Here is a 21,043-nt window from a genome sequence, read left to right as displayed (position 1 = left end):
AGCCCGAGTCCACCAAAAACTACCCAGCCCACAGCCGCTCTCGCTTCTGCGCCGGGGCCGCTGGAGAGAATGAGGGGCAGGGCGCCAAGCACCGTTGATACCAAAGTCATGGCGATGGGACGCAGTCTCACGGTGGCGGCTTCTGCCACAGCGTCACGGACGTTGAGGCCTTCGTCTCTCAGTTGGTCGGCAAATTCCACCAGCAGGATTCCGTTTTTAGCAATCAAACCGATAAGCATAACCAGTCCTACCTGGGAGTAGATGTTCAGGCTCGTTCCCGTCAGGAACAGCGCCAGAATCGCTGCCGCGAGACCAAAGGGCACCACGGCCATGATGACGATCGCACTGGTGAGGCTTTCGAACTGCGCGACCAGCACCAGAAATACGATGAGCAAAGCGAAACCGTAGGTGATGAGTGTCTCACGGCTGGATTCTTCCAGCGTGGCTGCCTCACCGCGGGTCAACACCTCTATGTCGGGCGGTATGACTTCCATGGCAAGGGCCCGGAGCTCATCTACTGCCGTTTGCATAGCAACGCCCTGGTTCACGTCGACATCGACTTCGATGGCTCTTCGCTGGGACTGACGCTCAAGTTCGCTTGCAACGCCTTCCTCGACGATTTCCACCACGCTTGAAAGGGGCACCAAAGCGCCGCTGCCTGCTCTGACATAAAGATTCGCAAGATCACCGGGGTCGTCCACGGCGCGGGCACCGCCTTCGAGCATGATGGGAACGGCCTGGTCTTCGATATTGAGATCGATGACATCCAGGCCGTCGATCATGGCGCGGAGCGTTTCTGCAACCTCGGGGAGGGCAATGCCCAGGTCGGCCAGGCGCCGGCGGTCAATGCGTACCGAGAGCTGCGGCTGAGTAGGCTGGTAGCCCACCCGGGGACCACTGACGCTGCTAAGACGCTCGCGAATCGCGTCTGCGTAGTCACGGGCGGCGGCGTAGATACCACCGTAATCATTGCCGGTAAGAACAACCTTGAGTCCTCCACCGGAAGCCCCCCGCAGATTGAGGCTGTTGCTGCTGTAAACGCGAGGGCCTGCACCCGGAAGATTGCGCAAGATCGGTGCTATTTCCGCCGCGATCTCCTGCTGGCTGCGCGTGCGCTCGTCCCAGGGCGCCAAAGGAGCGCTGATAAATACAAGGTTGGGGTCGTAGCGACCGACCACGGTGTACAGTGAGGTCACCTCTCCACTTTCGACCAGCGGCAGTAATACATCCTCCATACGATCCGCCTGACGGCTCATGTAGGGAAGGCCGACGCCGTCCGGTCCCCGGGCAAAAATGTTTATTTCGCCGCGATCTTCCGTGGGTAAGAGTTCCTGATCGAGCTGCACGTAGAGCCCTCCGGCTCCTCCGGTGGCCAGCAGGCAGACGAGCAATACCGGCCAGGGATGAGCGAGGACGCCACGGAGACTCCGGGTGTAGAAGTCTTGTAGCCGGGCGCCGACTTTGCGCAGCTGCCGGTCAAAGCTTCCCTCGGTGGAATTGCCAAGACGCGCCATCGCTGCCGGGACCAGCGAGAGGGCCACAAAGGAGGAGATGGCTACAGCGACGGCCAGCACAAGACCAAATTCACGGAAAAGACGGCCCGCGGTTCCAGGGAGGAAGGCGATGGGTACAAACACGGCGACCAGCACCATGGTGGTGGCGATGACGGCAAAAAACACCTGGCGGGTGCCGAGCACTGCCGAGGCATTGGCGCCGAGGCCCTGCTGTCGACGGCGCTGAATGTTCTCGAGGACAACGATGGCATCGTCAACGATCAGTCCCGTGGCGAGCACCAAAGCCAGCAGGGTCAGGATGTTGATGGAGAAACCCAGCATCCAGATGGCACCGGCTGTTCCCAGCAGGGACACGGGAATGGCGATAGCGGGTACCAGGGTAAGTCGCCAGGATCCGGAGAACACCCGGATGGTGGCAACCACTACCAGTATGGCGAGGAGCAGGCTGACCAATACCTCTTTCACTGCGCCGCGGATAAAAATCGCATTGTCGGAGATTTTTTCGAGAGTGAGATCATCGAAGCGCGCGTTGAGCTGCGCGATAGCACGGTCGGCTCCAGCGGCAATCTCAATGGTGTTGGATCCGGCCTGACGCACCACGCCAATACCCACTACGCGCTGACCATTGAGGCGTACGATGGACTCTGCGTCTGCAGGGGCAAAAGCCACGTCGGCGATATCACCGATACGCACGGTGCCGGAAATAATCGTGTCCGCAACCTGTGCTTCGGTCACCACTGACGCATCGGCGCGAACCAGGAGTTGCTGATCGCCGCCGCGGAAACTCCCCGCGGGAACATCCAGCGGTGCATCGCGTAACACGGTGGCAACGTCACTCACCGTAAGGCCGTAGCTGGCAAGGCGCAGCGGATCAACAATGACGCGCAGGGTTCGCTGACGAGCGCCAAACAGCGGTACATCGGCAACTCCGGGCAGCGCCAGGAACGCCGGGACGATGTCCTGTTCGACAATGCGGGTCAGCGCCTCTTCGCTGTAACGGGTGCTCCGGACTGCAACGCGAACCACCTCCTCAGCGTCCTCGTCGGCCTTGTACACCGCTAATTGCTCGACATCATCGGGAAGATCACGAACCGTTTGACTGATGGCCTCGCGCACATCCGTAGCCGCGCGGTCCAGATCGTAGCCGGGTCCGAACTCAGCGCGGATTCGTGTGCTGTTTTCTTCGCTGTTTGAGCGGATATCCGTAACACCGGATACCCGGGCAACAGCCCCCTCCAGAATTCGGGTGACTTCCGCATCCATGGTCTCCGGTGAGCCCCCGGGAAGCTGGGCGCGGACGTTGATAATGGGGCGGTCCACATCGGGAAGTTCGCGAACCTCGATGGCAAGAAGCGCCGCCAGGCCAGCAATGGCGATGAGCATGTTCATCACGGCGACCAGCCAGGGACGCCGCACGCCTAAAGCCGGTAGATCGTTACCCTTGTCGGAGACGTCGACGTTGCTCACGGCCCCTAGCCCTCGTTGGCGGCGGGCGTCAACACACCGCGGGCATCGCGCGCCAGCGCTTCGGCGTCCATAGTGCGCACGGCAATGCCATTGCGCATGGACTGCACGCCTTCACCCACCACCATGGCGCCCGCAGGGACATCAGCATCCACCAGCACCCGGCCCTCCTGGCGCTGGACCAGGGTAGCGGGCACCTGGCGCGCCTGATCGTTTTCAACAATCCAGATGTAAGCACCTTCGGCACCCCATTGCAGTGCCACCTCGGGAACCGCCGGGAAAGCCTTGCCGATAAGGTTAAGTTCCACCCGGAAGCTCATGCCCGGGCGCAGCAGGTCGCTGTCGTTAGGAACCTCGGCCCGCGCGGTGAAAGCGCGGGAGAGAGGATCTACTCGGGAGCCCAGATCAACAACGGTCCCCCTGGCTTCGGTGCGCTCGGCGCTCCAAACCTCGATGCGCACCGGGTCGCCCGTTTGCAGCCGACCTACGAAGGCCTCAGGTACATCAAAACTCACCAGCAGGGTGCTGCGATCGTCGATGGTGGTGATTTCCGTTGCGACGTCTACCCGGTCTCCTGCGTCGACGTCGGTAATGCCCACGAATCCGTCAAAGGGCGCAGTAACAAATCGGCGTTGCAAGGCGATCTTCGCACGGTCGCGTTCGATGCGGGCGCTGTCCAGCGTTGTCCGGGCCGTGTCTACCGTCGTCTCAGGCACTGTTCGGTCGACGCTGCTGTTGGCTACTGTGTAGCGTTTCAACATCCGTTGGGCATCCGCCAGTCGGAGTTCCGCAAGTTCCAGGGCGAGGGTTTCGTCGCGAGAGTCCAGTGCCACAAGCACATCGCCTTTTGCGACGCGATCGCCGGGCTGGAAGTTGACCTCAACAACCTCGCCCGCGACTTCAGGGAATAGTGATACGGAGCGATGAGCTCGCGCGGTGCCTACCGCTTCAACCCGTGTCTCACGTGCTTTGAGCTGGACTGCTTCGACAACTACCGGTACCGCAGCTCTGCCACGGCTTTCCCGTTGGGAGGTGGCATCATTTGATTCACTGCATGCAGTTAGTTGCATAGCAAGCAGCGTGGATAAGAGCGCTGTTGCGACAAGTTTCGCGCTGCGCTTGAGGGATAACATTTTGTATCTCCACTATTGGGTCCGGCGTTAGCTCACCGTAATGCTGAAAATACGCCTTTTCCCTGCAAAGAGATCTGTTTTTATTGGAAAAATCGGGTAGCGGGCTATGTGATCTGGATTCCATCTACAAAGACCAAAAAGCCTTCAGTATTGTCGGCTCGCAGCCCGAGCACCGCCTGATAGGCATCGGAGCCGTATCAGCGTTGTGCCGTTTTCTCAGAGATGTTCCACTCAGGGAAAAGGTTTAAGGCTCTTCAGACACGCGAACCACCAGCTTGCCAAGGTTCTTGCCCGTAAACAGGCGCTCCAGCGAGGCGGGGGCATTCTCCAGTCCCTCCACGACATCAGTCTCAAAGCAGATTTTGCCCTCCATAAGCCAGCTGGCCATGGCCTCCATGCCCTCAGGAAAGCGGTCCAGGTAGTCGAGGATGATAAAGCCCTTGAGCAGTGTGCGACGCATAAGCAGGTTGGCAAAGCTGTAAGGGCCGGGCGTTGCATCGGTATCGTTATAGCTGGAGATGAGTCCACAGAGGGGCATGCGCGAAAAGTCGTTGAGGCGGGCAATGACCGCGTCCATGATTTCACCGCCCACATTCTCGAAGTTGATGTCGATACCGTCGGGACAATGGACGTCCAGCGCTTTGCCCACATCTTCGGTTTTGTAGTTGATGGCCGCGTCAAACCCGGCTTTTTCTGTGAGCCACTGGCACTTGTCGTCCGCGCCGGCGATACCGACCACGCGACAGCCATGGATTTTGCCGATTTGCCCCACCATGGATCCCACCGCGCCCGCCGCAGCGGACACCACCAGCGTGTCTCCCGCTTTGGGTTTGCCGATATCCGTCAGACCGAAGTATGCAGTCATGCCCGTGGCGCCGAGAGGCCCCATAAAAGCCGTGAGCGGCAGCCCCGGAATCGCCGGCAATACATTCACCATGCTGCCGGAGATATCGTTGTAGCGCGCCCAATGGGAGAGCCCGGTGTTGACGATGGCCCCTTCTGAGACCTTGTCGTAGCGGCTTTCTATCACCACCCCGATGCTGCCGCCACGCATGCCCTCACCGATCTCCACCGGTGGCAGGTAGGCATCGGCGTCACTCATCCAGATACGGTTCGTGGGATCCAAAGATAGATAGATGGTTTTGACGCGGACGTGACCATCAGCAAGGCCCCCCAAGGGGCTTTCAACCAGTTCCAGGTCGCTATCTTTTACATCGCCTACGGGACGTGCGCGCAGCACCCAGGTCTGATTCGTGCTCATGGTTCTTCCTTTTTATTGGCCATTAATTCTTGGGGTTTATAAAACGCTGTCGATCATGATTTCGACAATCGCGGCAGCCGCCCAGGTAAGCGGAGGTAACACTGTAAACAGCAGAATACGTTTCAGCGCATCTACGTCAAAGGGCCAGGCCGGAGCCCGGGCGACGCGCTCGCGCATGTCCAGCACAGCATCGAGTTGAAACAGCGCGTCGGCGTCTGCGTTCGCTATGTCTCCCTCGGTGATAGCGTCCAGCCGGGTATCGAGGGCGGCCAGCGTTGCCGCCCGCTGCTCGCGTATCCGTCTGCGAATGCCGCGAAGGGGAAAGGCGACGATACCCACAAGGGGAATGAGTCCTCCCAAAACGCCTATCAACACAGGGCCGGCAAGGGGATTCTCCCCGCCCAGAAAAAGAAGCGCGTAGGCGCACAGTAAACTGGTCAGAAGCAGCGCCGGACGCAATGCGGCAGCACCAAAGGCCGCATGTCGCGAGGGGCGAAGAAGATCAGGGCGGGCGATCCGACCCAGAGATGAAAACAATAAAGCGTTCATGATCAGAGGCGGGACTGTGACAAACATTGCCAGCCAAAGCAGTATCGTCGCTATTAGCTGCGGCAATGCGAACTGCCAGGAGGATGATTGCAGGTTCAACAGATAGGAGTGGCCTACTCCTGCCATGAATCCCAGGAGCAGCGCCTTCCATACCTGTTGACGGGTCAGGCGGGACAGGGCATCGCTGGCACTTTTTACGGCGTCTTCAGGCCAGGGGATGACGTCACCAAGCTCCCGCATATCCTGCGCAGCGCCCTGAAACACCGACCGGGAGAAGCCCGCGATGAGACCCAGGCTGATGGCAAAGAAAAGTCCCGAACCGAGCACATCATTGAACAGTGCGCGGTTCGTTTGCACCCCCAGAAGCGGTGACATCATGCCCGCGAGGATCAGCAGACCAATAAAAATGCCAAAGGCCATGGGATGAAGACGGCTCCATCGCTGAAGCCGCAGTATGGGTAGCTCCGGCGCGACGGATCGCGCCCTGAGCTTTTCGTCCAGTTCGCTCATGAAAGGCACTTAGCTGCCAAACGCGTAGGGGCCACCCCTTTCGAGGGCTCGTTTGTACGCCGGGCGGGCGTGGATCCGGTCCAGAAAACCAGCAAGATTCGGGAAGTTGTCCAGGCCATGCAGGAGCTTTCCCACCTGGGGTACAAACGATAGCTGGATGTCCGCAGCACTGAAGGTGTCGGCTACGAACCAGTCCTGATCCGCCAGGGCACGATCCATAAACCCCAGGTGATTGTCCAGCTCGCTGTTGATGCGTGGCTGCAAGGCTTCGCCACCGTCGGGAAGACGTCCGGTATACATCTTCAGCATCAGTGGCAGCATTGCGCTTCCTTCTGCGTAGTGCATCCACTGCAGGTAGTTTTCATAGGCCGGGGTCCCGGGCTCGGGAGCCAGCCGGCCACGACCGTAATGACGGACGATGTAATCGATGATTGCGCCCGACTCGATCACGGTATTGACCTCGTCCGTCAGCACCGGGGACTTGCCCAGGGGGTGAATTTCCAGCAGTTCGGGAGGCGCGAGATTAGTTTCTGCATCCCGTTCGTAGGTGCGTACCTCGTATTCCACGCCCAGTTCCTCCAGTAGCCAGAGGACCCGCTGGGAGCGAGAATTGTTGAGGTGATGGACTGTAAGCATCGACAGGTTCTCCAGTTTTTCGGTAAATCGCTATTGTACGCGCCCCAACCGTCGGGTGGGTCGGATGGATTTTGGAGGTTCCACCGACACCTTGGAGTCGCGGTATCATCCTGGCTCACTCAGCAGAATGCAAAACAGAGGCCCGACCATGTCCACGGTGAGTTATGAAGCCCACGATCGCGTTGCAATGCTCACACTCAATCGTCCGGAGCGCCTGAACGCCATCAATACGCAGTTACCCGGCGATCTGCGCGCGGCGGTAGAGCGGGCTGATGCCGACCCCGATGTGCATGTGATCGTTCTTCAGGGGGCGGGAAAGGGCTTTTGTGGTGGCTACGATCTGGTGGAATACGCGCAGACCCCCGGCGAAATGCACGGTAATCAGGAAATGCCCTGGGACCCAACGCTGGACTATTCAATGATGTCCCGAAACACCGAGGACTTCATGTCCCTCTGGCGTGCCAGCAAGCCGACCATCTGCAAAATTCATGGTGCCGCGGCGGCCGGGGGGAGCGACATCGCGCTTTGCTGCGACATGATTGTGATGGCCGATGATGCGCGCATCGGCTATCCGCCGGCACGGGTCTGGGGTATTCCTACCACCATGATGTGGGTGTATCGCCTGGGCATCGAAAACGCAAAACGTATGCTGTTTACCGGTGACCTGATTAGCGGTAGTGAAGCAGCCGAGATGGGCCTCATTCAGGAATCTGTGCCGGCAGCTGACCTGGATGCGGCGGTGGCGGCGCTCTGCGATCGCATCAAAGGCGTGCCCCGTAACCAGCTCATGATGAGCAAAATGGTGGTGAATCAGGCCTATGAGGCTATGGGGCTTGCGAACACGCAGCGCTTTGCGAACTTTTTTGACGGCGTTGCGAGGCACTCTCCCGAGGGTTTGTGGTTTCGTGGGCGCGCCGTGGACGTGGGTTTCAAGCAGGCCGTGGCCGAGCGCGACTCCGGGGCCAATATCGCCGAGGGTGCCAGCAAGGACCTGGGGCCGGCACGGCCCAGTGATGATGCGCGGTAATTGCGGGGTTTAACTGCCGGCAGGCATCTCGCTGTGCTCACCGTTTTCCCAGCTTTTACGCAGCTCAAATTTCTGAATTTTTCCCGAGCCGGTCATAGGGTAACTCTCGACCTCGTACCAGTACTTTGGGGTCTTTTGCGGCGATAGATGTTCTCTTAGGTAGGCAAACAGCGCGTCTCGGGAGAGACTGGCGTCGGGCGCAGGGCGAAGAAAAACGCCCACTTCCTCACCGAGTCGTTTGCTGGGTAAGCCCACTACGGCCACCTCGCCGACGGTCGGATGCTGGAACAGCAGCTCTTCGATTTCCCGGGGATAGATGTTCTCCCCGCCGCGGATAATCATATCCTTCAATCTGCCCTCAATCTTGCAATAGCCCCGCTCATCCATGGAGCAGAGGTCTCCGGTGTGCAGCCAGCCATCGGCATCGATGGTCTTGGCGGTGGCCTCCGGGTTTTCAAAGTATTCGTGCATCACGTGATAGCCACGGGTACAGAATTCTCCCAGCACGCCCACAGGCTGGGTGACACCCGTCTCCGGATCCACAACCTTCAGTTCCACGCCGGGCATGGCCTGACCCAGCGTGTGGGCTTTGTCTTCGATGGTATCATCGGGATGCGTCATGCACGCCACGGGGGAGCATTCGGTTTGCCCAAACACGATGGTAAAGGGCGCGCCCACGGCGTCTTCGAGGCGCCGCACAAGGTCTGCGGGGACCGTTGAGCCCCCGGAGCAAAGCGCCTTTACCGACGATAGATCACGCTCGGGAAAGCTCGGATGCTCCACCATGGCGATAAGCATGGTGGGCACACCGAGCATTGCGGCAGCGCGGTACTCCTCCATAAGCGCTAGTACCAGCCCCGGCTCAAAGGCTTCGACCAATACCAGGGCAGACCGCTTTGACAACGCGCCGAGCACTGCGAGGACGCAGCCGCCGGTATGGAACAGGGGCATGATGCCCATGTAGGTGCCACCGTCTACAGCGCCCATGGTGGTCATGGTGTGAGCGCCGTTGTTCACCAGTCCACGGTGGTGCAGGAGAGCGCCCTTTGGAAATCCGGTGGTGCCCGAAGTGTACTGAATCATGCAGGCGTCAACGGGTTTTACCACTGGCAACACGTGGTTCTCTGCCGTCGCGAGAAACGCCTGCCATTCGGTGAAGAGCACCACTTTTTTCAGGTCCGGGCAGCCCCCTCGTGCGGCTTCAAGATGTTTTTCCATGGGGTTGCCGCGAAACTCCGGGAGCAGGAATATTCCCGACGCCCGGGATTGACGGAGAACATAGGCCAGCTCCTCACTTTGATAGGAGGGATTCACGGTAACCAGGACAATGCCGGCCAGCGCGCAACCGTATTCCATGATGATCCACTCAGGAATATTAGGTGCCCACACGGCAACGCGGTCGCCCGGCTCAAAATTCGCGAGGAGTGCGCGCGCAGTGAGTTCTGCCTCCTCAAAGAGGCTGGCATAGGTCCACTGCCGCCGTTGCTCCGGTTCCGGGGTGCCGGCGATCAAGGCTAGCTGTTCGGGACATTCAGTGGCCGCTTCGCGCAGCGCATCGCCAATGGTGAGATTTCGGACTGTGGGGTCAGTAGGCCCCATGACGTAGGATTCGGTCAGCATCGCTCGTGCTCCTTACTATTATTGTTATTGCCTTGGTTGTTCGCAGTATTTTCGCTGTGTTTGCCCACTATTTTTGAGGTAACACTCGCTGCTTACTTGTCAGCGTCCACCATGTTCCGGATTTTCGGCGCGTGCTCCGCTGCCCAACCATGGGTATTGTGTTTGACCGCATCGCGGAGCGTCGTCATTACCGCCGCGGTGGACATGCCTACCATCAGCACACCGTTTATTGCCTGGATGGGGCCGAGGAGTTTTCGCGCATCGCTCATAACGATATCGCCATAACCCAGCGTCGAGAAGTTGACCGCGGAGTGATAAAACGCTTCTCCATACTCACTGAACTCTCCCAGGAACTGAAACAGGGCCGCCCAGATTGCGACCTGACCCAGATTGCCAAACATAAGCAAAAACATTACCCCGGAAAGGATCGACATGGTGCCTAAGAAGGAGGCGTGGTCCAGGGCGGCTTGGTGGCGGGCGTAGTAGAGCAGGGCGCGGGTGAGAAGGGCGATTTGCAGCGCCAGACAAGCGGCCATGGTGGCTACGCCCAGAACAAGGTTGATCAGCATTAAGGAGACTCGAAAACAAAAAGGGGTCCCAGCATAGAAAAACGCGCGGCGCTTGCCCAGTCCCCCATGTCTCGGGCTCTTTTAGCCTCGGAGGAATCCCAGGGGCGTCGTACCGGCCCCAACGCTCACAAAGCGATCCACGTCGGGCAGAACGCTCGCAAGATCCGCGGTACTCACACCAAACCAAACCAAACCAAACCACAGCGCAAGCTCAGCAAAATACTCATCCACCGAGGTGGTCGGTGCATAAGATGCCGCGGCCCACGTCCAGGGGATTGCTGGGGTAAATGTCCGGGTAGTCACCGTAAAACTGTCCGCCGTTTACTGCGCCTCCCATGATGAGGTGATGTCCTCCCAGCCGTGATCAGACCCTTTACCGTTGGAGGTGAGGGTGCGTCCGAAGTCGGAGGCGCTGCAACCGGCGATGAGGGAGAGCTATCTCCGCCGGATCCACCGCCGCAGGCCGCGAGCATAATGAGCATTGCGGCCACGCACGCGTTTCGAAACAGCGGGCCGCGGCGGGGCATTACTCCGGCTCCTCCAGCCAGTCATCGTCGTTATCGAAGGGCCGCTCTTCTATCGCCGGGGTTTGGGACGACGGATTCTGTGAGGTATTGCAGGCATCGACCGCAGGCTGCGCCGCACGATAGCTCACGGCCAGCTTGGCCTTGACCGCGAGTCTCGCAGAGAGTCCGATGTCGTCGCTATACAGCAACTGGGAGCTGAGGTCCCGTGTGCTCTCACTCATGGGGATAGCGCAGGCGTGCAGCGGAAGGACGCCGTCTAGGTCCCTCAACATGCTGTCGGCATACATGAAGATCTCCCGCGTGTCGTCAAAGTACATATAGTCCACCTGTCCATCCGCGTCGAAATCGGAAATGCACAGCACGTAGATAAAGAAGGACTCGCAGTGTTCCACGCCGGGCGGGCGGGTGTTTTCGGGCGTGCTAACGCAGGCCGAAAGAACAGCGGAAAAAAGTACTGCGGTAAGAAAACGAAACACCATAGAAGGCTATCGGACATCCTTTTGTAAGCAAGGGGTACGTAAGATAGCAATATGATAGTGTCTTGGGGCATGGCTTTCCTAGGTGCCTGTTTGTTTTTATCGGCTACTTCTACTCACAACTTGCGCTAAGCTGTCGCAAAAACTTTCATTCAGGTGTGCTATGGCTTCGGCTGCTCAAAACTTGCCGATGTTGGTGTGCGGAAATCGGAACTATTCCTCCTGGTCGCTACGGGCGTGGCTCTGCTTGCGAAAGGCGGTCCTCGATCCCGAGGTGCTAGTGCTGCCCATGGACACCCCGGAGTTTGAAGCGCGAATCGCGGACTATTCGCCAACGCGCAGAGTCCCGGTGCTGAGGATAGACAAAGAATGCATATGGGACTCGCTGGCAATTGCCGAGACGGTGAACGAACGCTTTGCCCATGCCCGGTTGTGGCCTGAAGATTCGCAGCTGCGGGCCCTCGGGCGTGCTATGGCGGCCGAGATGCACAGTGGTTTCTCGTCCCTGCGCGAGGCGCTTCCCATGAACTGCCGCGCACGGCAGCGAGACGTGGAGGTTTCCCAATCGGTCAGCAACGACATCCGGCGCATCGAGGCACTGTGGGAGCAGGCAAGGCGAGAGAGCAACAGCACGGACTGGCTCTTGGGAGACTTCAGTATTGCCGATGCCATGTTTGCGCCGGTGGCGTTGCGCTTTCGCGCTTACGACCTGGACCTGTCGGACGCTACGCGGTCCTATGTTGATCACTGGCTGAGAGACGAGGATTTACAGCAATGGATAGCCCTCGCAGAGCAAGAGTCCTGGGTAATCGGCCATGAGGAAGTGGGCGAGCCAACGCTTGAGGAACAAAAAAATAAAGGAGAATCACAATGAGTCTGGGTCGACGGATTTCTACCACAGTGGGGACGGTGCTCCTCGCCTCTTGCCCGGCGCTGAGTTTCGGCGCAGCCGACACGGTTTTTTTCGGAGGCCCGGTGATCACCATGGATGATAAAGACCGTGTGGTAGAGGCTCTCGCCGTGGAGGATGGACGCATCGTCGCGGTGGGTGATAAAGCTACTGTGCTTGCCCTTGCCGATAGTGCTACCCACCGCGTTGACCTGGAGGCGGCACCCTTGCTGCCCGGCTTTGTGGACTCCCACAGCCACGCCAACTTTATCGGGCTGCAGGCGCTGAGCGCAAATATTCTGCCGCCCCCGGACGGCGGTGGTGGGAGCGTCGCTGACATCCAGAACATTCTCCGTGAGTACCTTAAAACGGAGCCCTCTCTGGAGAAGGAATTGGGCTGGGTTATCGGCTTTGGTTACGACGACTCGCAGCTCGCCGAGCAACGGCATCCCACACGCCAGGAGATGGATGCGGTCTCTACGGAAGTGCCGATTCTGCTGATCCATCAGTCAGGGCATTTGGGGGTGGCGAATAGCCTGGGATTGAAAATGGCAGGCGTCGGCCCCGACACGCCGGACCCCGACGGCGGCGCATTCCGCCGTGAAAGTGACGGCAAGCAACCCAACGGAGTCGCCGAGGAATACGCGTTTTTCCATCTGATTTTCGCGGCGCTGGCCGGGAGCACCGAAGAGCTCCAGGACAGAATGGCGCTGGCAGGCGCCGAGGCCATGGCCCGCTATGGCTATACCACCGCGCAGGAGGGGCGAGCAAACCCCGAGGGGATTGCGGCGCTCAAACGCGTTGCGGATCGCGGTGAGTTGGCGATCGATCTGGTGGCCTATCCGGACATGCTGATGTTTGAGGATGTCGCTGCAACAAGGGACTATGCCAACCGCTTCCGCATCGGTGGAGTGAAACTCACCATCGATGGCTCACCCCAGGGGAAAACCGCCTGGCTGAGTCACCCCTATCACGTGCCGCCCCAGGGTCAGGATGAGGATTACCTGGGCTATCCCGCGATCGATGTAGAGGTCGTCAACAGTAATGTGATGCGTGCCTTTGATGAGGGTTGGCAGATTCTGGTGCACTCCAATGGTGACGCGGCTACCGATGCCCTCATTCACGCCGTGCGCGAAGCGCGAGAACAGTATCCGGATGTGGAGAACCGGCCCGTGTTGATTCACGGTCAGGTGTTGCGTAAGGCGCAGGTGGCGGCCCTCGACGAACTGAAAATCTTTCCTTCCTTGTTCCCCATGCATACTTTTTACTGGGGTGACTGGCACCGGGATTCGGTGCTGGGTCCCGAGCGGGCGGAGAACATTTCGCCCACGGGCTGGGTGCGTGAGCGGGGGATGATGTTTGGCTCCCATCACGATGCACCGGTGGCTAATCCGGATTCCATGCGTGTTCTTTCAGCAACGGTGAATCGAACCACCCGTAGCGGAGCAGTGCTGGGGCCCCAGCATCGGGTTGATGTGATGACCGGATTACGGGCATTAACCATTTGGCCGGCCTGGCAGCACTTTGAGGAAGAAAGTAAAGGTAGTCTGGAGCCGGGGAAGCTTGCTGACCTGGTGATCCTCTCAGATAATCCTCTCGGCGTTGACCCTGATGATCTTGCAGACCTCAAGGTGGAAAGTACCTATAAGGAAGGGCAGGTCGTGTATCAGCGTGGTCAATAGCGCCATGATATGCCTTGTCGCTGCAGTAAGGGGTAACAATCGGTGATCGCTGCAGGTCCTGCCGCGGATTTTCGCGCGGCGGTTTATGCGCCCTTCACGCGGTCGCGTTTTGATGAACCTCCCGAAGATTTACAGGCGAGGTTTCACCAGGAGGGTTACCTGTATCTACCGCGGGCTCTGAGCTCCGTGGTTGAGCCCCTGTTAAACGATATGCTCGCGGTGCTTGCGCCCCATATCCACTGGGATCAAACCCTCGCTACGCCGGTGCTGGCGGGGGAGCCGTTTTTTGAAAGCGACCCTCTTTGGGACGCGGTCTATCCCGAGGTTCAGGCCTTGGAGTCCTTGCACCGGCTTTTTCACGATGAAGAAGCGCAGCGCCTGATGACGCTGGTGGCGGGCGAAGAGACTTTTGTCTATCCCATGAAAATGGCACGTATTGCCGCACCGCGAAAAATCGGTTTTGAAACGCCTCCCCACCAGGATGCCTTCTCCCATCATGCCGGGCCGACCATGGCAGGCATCTGGGTGGCGCTTCACGATGCAGAGGAGTCCATGGGGCGACTGACGATCCTCCCGGGCTCCCATGAGAGGGGCGTGCGCCCGGTGTTTGAAGCCCGGGGCGTGGGTGGTGTGCAGTGTGAGATTTATCCGGATGAGACTCTCTGGCATGTCTCGGATGTCAGCGCCGGGGACGTGATTATCTTTCATTCCCAGACCGTGCATCGGGCGCAACCCAATCTTGATGGTCAGCGAGTCCGCCTCAGCGTGGACACCCGTTTTTGTGATTACGGTGCACCGGTTTTCGCTACCAACCTTGAGCCCCATCACGGCTGGAGAATTCCTCGCCTGGATTGGGAATACGTGTACCGCCATTGGAGGTCCAATGACCTTCATTACTACTGGCGAGATTACCCCGCGCTGTTTTGAACAGCCTTAAACGGACAACCCGCCGCCCTCAGGCAAGCTTATCTCTCGCGGACACAAAGGCTGCGATAGCCCGATCAAGATCCTCTTGGGTGAGCGCGGCCGACATCTGTGTGCGAATGCGGGCCTGTCCTTTGGGTACCACCGGGAAGGAAAACGCCACGACATGAACGCCCTGGGCGCGAATATGCTCGGCCATTTGCGCAGCGAGACTGGCGTCGTGGAGCATCACCGGAATAATGGGGTGGTCGCCGGGAAGAAGCTCAAAGCCTTCTGACTCCAGCGCTTTTCGAAAGTAAGCCGAGTTTTCTTTCAGCGCCGTACGCAGCGTAGGCTGCGTTTCGACCAGTTCCAGGGCCTTCAGGGCACCTGCCACGACCGGGGGCGCCACGGTATTGGAAAAAAGGTAGGGCCGTGAACGCTGACGCAGAAGTTGGACCATCTCCGCCCGGGCAGCGGTAAAACCACCGCTGGCACCGCCCAGGGCTTTACCCAGGGTGCCGGTGATGATGTCCACGCGATCCATACACTGGTGATACTCATGGGTGCCCCGTCCCTGCTCTCCGAGAAAGCCCGTGGCATGACAGTCATCAAAGTGGACCATCGCATCATATTGCTCAGCCAGGTCACAGATTCGATCCAGCTTGGCGATGCTGCCGTCCATGGAAAAAACGCCATCGGTGGTGATGAGTTTGAAGCGCGCACCGGCGGCGGCCTTTAACTGCGCCTCGAGGTCGCTCATATCGTTATTCGCGTAGCGGTAACGCTGAGCCTTACACAGCCGCACGCCGTCGATGATGCTCGCATGGTTCAGGGCGTCGGATATCACCGCGTCCTCGGGGCCCAGGAGCGTTTCAAACAAGCCGCCATTGGCATCAAAACCCGAGGGATACAGAATGCAGTCTTCGGTCTGCAAAAATGCCGCCAGGGCCTTTTCAAGATCTTTGTGCACACTCTGCGTGCCGCAGATAAAGCGCACGGAGGCCATGCCGTAGCCCCATTCGTCCAGCCCTTTTGCCGCAGCTGCTTTCACCTCTGGATGCTCGGCCAGCCCGAGATAATTGTTGGCGCAGAGATTCAGCACATCCTGGTTGTTACCGGTGGCGACATGGGCACCCTGGGCACTGGTGAACTCTATCTCGTCTTTATAAAGGCCCGCATCACGGATGCCTTGCAGCTCCTGCTCGAGGTGTGCTTTAAAATTGCTGTACATAGATAGGATCCTTGCGTGTTTTTTTCGGGGCAGGTTGGCGCAGCTGGGCGATGCGATCAGTCGTCCCAGTTCAAAACAACTTTGCTCGCACTGCCATCGTTCATGGCGGCAAACCCAGCCTCGTAATCAGAGTAGGACATGCGGTGAGTGATCACCGGGCTGATGTCCAGGCCCGTTTGAATCATGACGGACATCTTGTACCAGGTTTCGTACATTTCCCGACCGTAGATGCCCTTCAAGGTCAGCATGTTGAAGATCACCCGGCTCCAGTCAATGGCGGTGTTCTCCGAAGGTATGCCGAGCATTGCGATTTTCCCGCCATGGCAGAGGTGGGTGATTTGATCGTTGAGTGCCCGGGGATTGCCAGACATCTCCAGCCCCACATCAAAGCCCTCGCGCATACCCAGCTCCTGCTGCACATCGCTGAGGGACTCCCTGGCGACGTTCACGATGCGTGTAGCGCCCAGGGTGGCGGCCAGAGCGAGACGTTCATCGATGACATCGGTAATCACGATGTGTCGGGCGCCCGCATGGCGACAGATCGCTGCAGCCATGGAGCCGATGGGACCGGCCCCGGTGATGAGCACGTCCTCGCCGAGGAGATCAAACTGCAGCGCCGTGTGCACGGCGTTGCCCAGGGGGTCGAAGAGCGCCGCTACATCCAGATCAATGCCCGGGGCGTGCTCCCAGACATTGGACATGGGGAGCGTCAGATACTCAGCAAAGGCGCCGGGACGGTCAACGCCGATGCCGCTATTGTCGTTGCACAAATGACGCCGGCCGGCCATACAGTTACGACAGCGCCCGCAGACCACGTGACCTTCTCCGGAAACGATCTGACCGGGTTGAAAGTCGTTGACGTTACTCCCGACGTCCACTATCTCGCCCACAAACTCGTGGCCTACCACCATGGGGGCGGGAATGGTGCGCTGAGCCCACTCATCCCAGTTGTAGATGTGCATGTCGGTGCCGCAGATCGCGGTTCGACGAACCTTGATCAGGACATCATTGATACCGGGTTCCGGCTGAGGCACATCCTCGAGCCACAGTCCTTTGGCTGCCTCTTTTTTTACTAAAGCGCGCATGATATTCCAATATAAGAGAATTATTCCTTTATTTTGTCTTCCCTGGTGCCCCGGTGCAAGTCTGCGGGCAAATACTTTCGAAGAAATCCGCGCCCTTGCGCCCGCTCTCGTCTGGAATGATCATAGCGCTATCGACTTAATGGACGATTATCTATGGTCCTAGCTGTAACCCCATGGCTCAGACCAACAACCGCTCTTGGCGTTGTGCTCGTGGCTTTTTGCCTGCTCTGGCCCCAGGTCAGTCAGGCACAGGTCGAGCAGCCGCCAGCGTTCCTGGGGGACGGCGCCGCCAGCTACGAGGGGCGCCTGCCCTGCGCTGATTGTCCCGGTGTGTATTGGAAGCTCGATCTCTGGCCAGAGGGGCGCTTTCATTTGCGACAGGAATATCTTGATCGAGACAGTGTGACCGCTCATCGAGGGCAGTGGGTTTTCGAGCCTGACGCGCAGCGCCTGGCTTTGCTTGCGCCGGGGCAGGACAGGATTTTCCTCGCCGTCGCCAGTACAGGGGTTTTGGAGCTCCTTGATCGTGAGGGAGAAACCATCGACTCGAAGCTCAACTACGGGTTGGAACGTCAAGCGGTGTTCGAACCCGGTGAGTTCCCGGTCTCTCTTACCGGCGTATTCCGTTACTTTGCCGATGCGGCCAGTTTTATGGACTGCAGCACCGGGTATCGCTATGCCGTTGCTATGGCTGGGAATTACCCTGACCTTGAGCGTCGCTACCTCTCGGGAGGTCCGGGAGGGGGCGCCCCGTGGCTTATCCAGGTTGATGCCCAGCTGCGGAACAAGGCAGCCATGGAGGGGGAGGGCGCGTTGCAGTCGCTGTTTATTGACAGCTTTCGGCCCCTTGGGGGAGACGCCTGCCCCCATGGCAATGATCTGGCGTTCTGATTGGTGGCTCCCCTTACAATGTACTTTTCCTCAAAGGATTGATTATGTTTCAGCAGTTGAGCTTTGCGTCTTTGGGCCGCAACCTGGCAGGGTTTTCTGCATTCCTGTTGGTCACGCTCCTCAGTGCCTGTGGCGGTAGCGAGCCCGGTGGTGGGGAGCAGATTCGCGAGTTTGCCGAGGACATGGAGTGGCAGCCGGGGTTTGTCTCTTTCTATCACGATACACGCCAGGGCAAGATTTACCTGCTGCTGGACGAGAGCAATAACGAACTGCTGTACCAGGAAAGCTTGCCGCGGGGCATAGGCTCCAATGATCTGGGTCTCGATCGCGGGCAACTGGGTGGCGATGCCGCCGTGGCCAGATTTGAGCCTGCCGGCGACAAGGTGCTCCTGCGGCAAATTAATCAGGATTTTCGCTCCAGCACTGCCAATGCGGCGGAGCGTCAATCGGTAGAGGAAGCCTTTGCCAGCTCTGTACTGTGGGGTTTCCCTGTAGTCGCCCGGGATGGGGACCAGCGCCTGGTGGATGCGACGGAGTTTCTTCTGCGGGACAGTCATGGCGTCGCAGCACGGATAAAGGCTCTGGGGGAGGGTAGCTTTAAGCCCGATGCCACTCGATCTGCGGTGTTCGAGCCGCGAAGCCGCGCCTTTCCGCTGAACACCGAGCTGGAAGCCATTGTGACCTTTGTCGGTGATGACCCGGGACCGCTGCTGCGCTCCGTCGCGCCGGACCCGCACAGCGTAACTGTGCATACGCATCACAGCTTTATCGCCTTGCCGGACGATGGGTTTGAGCCCCGGGTGTTCCACCCGGAAGCGGGCTTCTTTGATCTGGCTTACGCGGATTACTCAACACCCATCGATGAATCTCTGGAAAAACGTCTCATTTATCGCCATCGCCTGGTAAAAAAGGATCCATCAGCCGCGGTGAGTGACCCTGTCGAGCCCCTGGTGTATTACCTCGATGCCGGGACGCCGGAGCCTGTGCGCTCTGCGCTCATCGAGGGTGCCAGCTGGTGGGCCGATGCCTTCGAGGCGGCAGGCTTTCGCGATGCTTTTCGGGTGGAGATGCTCCCCGAGGATGCGGATCCCATGGACGTCCGTTACAACCTGATTCAGTGGGTGCACCGTTCTACGCGGGGATGGTCCTATGGCAGCAGCGTTGTGGATCCCCGCACGGGCGAGATCCTCAAGGGGCATGTGTCCCTGGGTTCTCTTCGGGTGCGACAGGACCTGCTCATTGCCCGGGGAATGACCGGCGCCTTCGCCGATGATGGTGGTGCTGATGGTGATGCTGATAGTGATGATAATGAGGCCAAGGCAATGGCGCTGGCACGTATCCGCCAGCTCTCCGCCCATGAAGTGGGACATACCCTGGGGCTTGCGCACAACTTTGCGGCGAGCATCCGGGACCGTGCCTCGGTCATGGATTACCCCCATCCGCAAATGTCCTTGAATGGGGATGGCGAAATCAGTCTCGATGATGCCTACGCCACGGGAATGGGCGACTGGGATAAACGAGCCATTCGCTATGGCTATGCGCAGTTTGACGGGGCAGACGACGAGGCCGCAGCGCTTGAAGAGATGCTGGCGGATAACCGCGCGTCGGGTTTTGAATTTATCAGTGATCCCGATTCCCGGGATTTAAGTGACTTCCATCCCCGTTCCCATCTATGGGACAGCGGTGCGGACCCTGTTGCCGAGCTCCATCGCGTGATGAAGCTCCGGGCCGCCGCCCTGGACGAGTTTGGCGCCAGTAGCATTCCCGCGGGCTCCCCCATGAGTGATCTGCAGGAAGCGTTGGTGCCAGTGTTTCTTTTTCACCGCTATCAGCTGGAGGCGGTGGCCAAGCTCGTGGGTGGCGCGGACTATCGCTACGCCTTGAAGGGAGATCATTCCGGGCCCGTCGTGGTGCCCGTGAGTTCAGCCCGGCAACGCGCTGCGCTGGAAGGGATTCTCGCGACACTGCGTCCCGATGCGCTTAGTCTGTCGCCCGCGCTACTCCAGCAAATCCCGCCAAAGGCCTACGGTTATTCCCGAACCCGGGAGAGCGCACCGTCTCGCACCGGCGCATTGTTTGATCCGCTCAGTCTTGCGGAGGCGGCTGCGGGACATAGCTACGACGCACTCCTTCATCCCGAGCGTCTGGCGAGACTGGCCCTGCAGCACAGTCTGGATCCGGCGCAGCTATCGCCGGCTCTGCTCTTTACCCGTCTCCAGGACGCGATCCTGCTCCAGGAGTACAGCGGTATGGAAGCCGCGATCGACCGTCGCAGTGGCGGGTTGTTGTTAAAGCACTGGCGTCAGTTGTTTGTGAATATTCATACGGACCCCGAGGTGCGCGCCGCGGCGCGGGGGGCGCTGGAGAAAGCCCGTAGGCTTATGCAGGCAAGGTCCCGCAGAGGCGGCGAGGGGGCCAGCGATTACGCGGATTTTTACGGATACCAGGAATGGCTTATCGGCCAGGCACTGGAGGGTCGTATGCCACCACAGGAGTCCAAAGGCAGTCCCATGCCGCCGGGGTCACCCATCGGCAACGGGGGCTGACTACCGGGCGTACTCAGGGATGTCCCGTCAGCCGGCGAAGCCTTCGCCGGCGTCATCGGCGCCAAAGCGAATCAAACGACTGTCGTCTACGGCGACGGTCCGGTGCACGACGATGGCCTGGTAATCAGGATTGGTCACCATAGCTAAGAAGGCCCCCGCATTGGGGTAGCGTGCCACGAAGGCAATATCCCAGTGCTTATCTGTAGGTCCGGTGAGCATGCATTCCTGATGGCCGCGCCACATAATCTCACCACCGAGTTCGCGAAAAATCGGGCCGCTATGTTCCCCATAGCGACGATAGGCCTCGGCTCCACTACAGCTTTCGCCGTTCGGGTAGGTGGCTGTTTCCTTCAGACGAATGAGGTTAAGCATCATGATGGGCGTATCTCTCGGTAGCGCCTTGAATGCATCAAACTGTTCGCGGGTAGGGTCGATATGCTTCATTGCTTGTCTCCTGCAGGGGATATTTCAAAGCCGTAGCGGGGGAAGTGTACTTGTAAGTGGCCGGCCCTTTCGTCCTCCCGGGC

General features: G+C 59.2%; 18 protein-coding genes. 6 read left to right on the top strand and 12 right to left on the bottom strand.

The window, feature by feature from the left end:
- The 5 genes from ACTG3T_RS09750 to ACTG3T_RS09730 form a co-directional block, all read right to left on the bottom strand.
- The coding region (locus ACTG3T_RS09750; RefSeq protein WP_439102079.1) for an efflux RND transporter permease subunit at window positions 1-2,981 on the bottom strand (2,981 nt) is incomplete at its 3' end.
- A 5-nt stretch (window positions 2,982-2,986) separates the two neighbouring features.
- Window positions 2,987-4,048, bottom strand: coding sequence for an efflux RND transporter periplasmic adaptor subunit (locus ACTG3T_RS09745; protein WP_439102078.1), 1,062 nt, complete (start codon window positions 4,046-4,048; stop codon window positions 2,987-2,989).
- A gap of 307 nt (window positions 4,049-4,355) precedes the next feature.
- The gene (locus ACTG3T_RS09740; protein ID WP_439102077.1) at window positions 4,356-5,372 is read right to left on the bottom strand and encodes an NADP-dependent oxidoreductase; all 1,017 of its coding nucleotides are present in this window, start codon (window positions 5,370-5,372) and stop codon (window positions 4,356-4,358) included.
- A gap of 36 nt (window positions 5,373-5,408) precedes the next feature.
- Window positions 5,409-6,431, bottom strand: coding sequence for a hypothetical protein (locus ACTG3T_RS09735; protein WP_439102076.1), 1,023 nt, complete (start codon window positions 6,429-6,431; stop codon window positions 5,409-5,411).
- A 9-nt stretch (window positions 6,432-6,440) separates the two neighbouring features.
- Window positions 6,441-7,067, bottom strand: coding sequence for a glutathione S-transferase family protein (locus ACTG3T_RS09730; RefSeq protein ID WP_439102075.1), 627 nt, complete (start codon window positions 7,065-7,067; stop codon window positions 6,441-6,443).
- A 64-nt stretch (window positions 7,068-7,131) separates the two neighbouring features.
- Between ACTG3T_RS09730 and ACTG3T_RS09725 the strand changes: the two genes are divergently transcribed.
- On the top strand, window positions 7,132-8,094 hold the full coding sequence (locus ACTG3T_RS09725; protein ID WP_439102074.1) for a crotonase/enoyl-CoA hydratase family protein: 963 nt from the start codon (window positions 7,132-7,134) through the stop codon (window positions 8,092-8,094).
- Window positions 8,095-8,103: 9 nt separating this feature from the next.
- Here the strand turns inward: ACTG3T_RS09725 and ACTG3T_RS09720 are convergent, their stop codons facing one another.
- The 4 genes from ACTG3T_RS09720 to ACTG3T_RS09705 form a co-directional block, all read right to left on the bottom strand.
- Complete coding sequence (locus ACTG3T_RS09720; RefSeq protein ID WP_439102073.1) at window positions 8,104-9,714, bottom strand: AMP-binding protein; 1,611 nt, start codon at window positions 9,712-9,714, stop codon at window positions 8,104-8,106.
- A gap of 92 nt (window positions 9,715-9,806) precedes the next feature.
- The gene (locus tag ACTG3T_RS09715) at window positions 9,807-10,283 is read right to left on the bottom strand and encodes a potassium channel family protein (RefSeq protein WP_439102072.1); all 477 of its coding nucleotides are present in this window, start codon (window positions 10,281-10,283) and stop codon (window positions 9,807-9,809) included.
- 81 nt (window positions 10,284-10,364) lie between these two features.
- Window positions 10,365-10,514: a hypothetical protein gene (locus ACTG3T_RS09710; protein ID WP_439102071.1), complete on the bottom strand. Its 150-nt coding sequence runs from the start codon at window positions 10,512-10,514 to the stop codon at window positions 10,365-10,367.
- Between the two features lie 295 nt (window positions 10,515-10,809).
- Entirely contained in the window at window positions 10,810-11,289 is a 480-nt protein-coding gene (locus ACTG3T_RS09705; protein ID WP_439102070.1) for a hypothetical protein, read from the bottom strand.
- Window positions 11,290-11,449: 160 nt separating this feature from the next.
- On the opposite strand from ACTG3T_RS09705, the gene ACTG3T_RS09700 reads away from it, so the two are divergent.
- From ACTG3T_RS09700 to ACTG3T_RS09690, 3 genes are read left to right on the top strand one after another with little or no spacing between them, the layout of a single operon-like run.
- Window positions 11,450-12,160 (top strand): glutathione S-transferase family protein, encoded by a 711-nt coding sequence (locus ACTG3T_RS09700; protein WP_439102069.1) that lies wholly within the window; start codon window positions 11,450-11,452, stop codon window positions 12,158-12,160.
- Window positions 12,157-13,857, top strand: coding sequence for an amidohydrolase (locus ACTG3T_RS09695; RefSeq protein ID WP_439102068.1), 1,701 nt, complete (start codon window positions 12,157-12,159; stop codon window positions 13,855-13,857). Before ACTG3T_RS09700 ends, ACTG3T_RS09695 begins: the two co-directional genes overlap by 4 nt.
- Before the next feature lie 42 nt (window positions 13,858-13,899).
- The gene (locus ACTG3T_RS09690) at window positions 13,900-14,784 is read left to right on the top strand and encodes a phytanoyl-CoA dioxygenase family protein (RefSeq protein ID WP_439102067.1); all 885 of its coding nucleotides are present in this window, start codon (window positions 13,900-13,902) and stop codon (window positions 14,782-14,784) included.
- A 28-nt stretch (window positions 14,785-14,812) separates the two neighbouring features.
- On the opposite strand, the gene ACTG3T_RS09685 is transcribed toward ACTG3T_RS09690, so the two are convergent.
- Entirely contained in the window at window positions 14,813-15,994 is a 1,182-nt protein-coding gene (locus ACTG3T_RS09685) for a glycine C-acetyltransferase (protein WP_439102066.1), read from the bottom strand.
- Window positions 15,995-16,050: 56 nt separating this feature from the next.
- Window positions 16,051-17,079 carry an L-threonine 3-dehydrogenase gene (gene tdh, locus ACTG3T_RS09680; RefSeq protein ID WP_439102065.1) on the bottom strand — a complete coding sequence of 343 codons (1,029 nt, stop codon included), beginning with the start codon at window positions 17,077-17,079 and terminating at the stop codon, window positions 16,051-16,053.
- A 153-nt stretch (window positions 17,080-17,232) separates the two neighbouring features.
- Between tdh and ACTG3T_RS09675 the strand changes: the two genes are divergently transcribed.
- Together ACTG3T_RS09675 and ACTG3T_RS09670 are read left to right on the top strand one after the other, a co-directional pair.
- Complete coding sequence (locus tag ACTG3T_RS09675) at window positions 17,233-17,970, top strand: copper resistance protein NlpE N-terminal domain-containing protein (RefSeq protein WP_439102064.1); 738 nt, start codon at window positions 17,233-17,235, stop codon at window positions 17,968-17,970.
- 44 nt (window positions 17,971-18,014) lie between these two features.
- Window positions 18,015-20,516 carry a zinc-dependent metalloprotease gene (locus tag ACTG3T_RS09670; protein ID WP_439102063.1) on the top strand — a complete coding sequence of 834 codons (2,502 nt, stop codon included), beginning with the start codon at window positions 18,015-18,017 and terminating at the stop codon, window positions 20,514-20,516.
- 27 nt (window positions 20,517-20,543) lie between these two features.
- Here ACTG3T_RS09670 and ACTG3T_RS09665 read toward each other — a convergent pair whose 3' ends face one another.
- A complete protein-coding gene (locus ACTG3T_RS09665; protein ID WP_439102062.1) occupies window positions 20,544-20,960 on the bottom strand; it encodes a DUF1330 domain-containing protein in 417 nt (138 codons plus the stop codon).
- Window positions 20,961-21,043: the final 83 nt, after the last annotated feature.

Origin of the sequence: Congregibacter sp. (assembly GCF_965660375.1) — a bacterium.
Lineage (GTDB): Bacteria > Pseudomonadota > Gammaproteobacteria > Pseudomonadales > Halieaceae > Congregibacter.
This window is presented reverse-complemented; position numbering and strand designations above follow the sequence as displayed.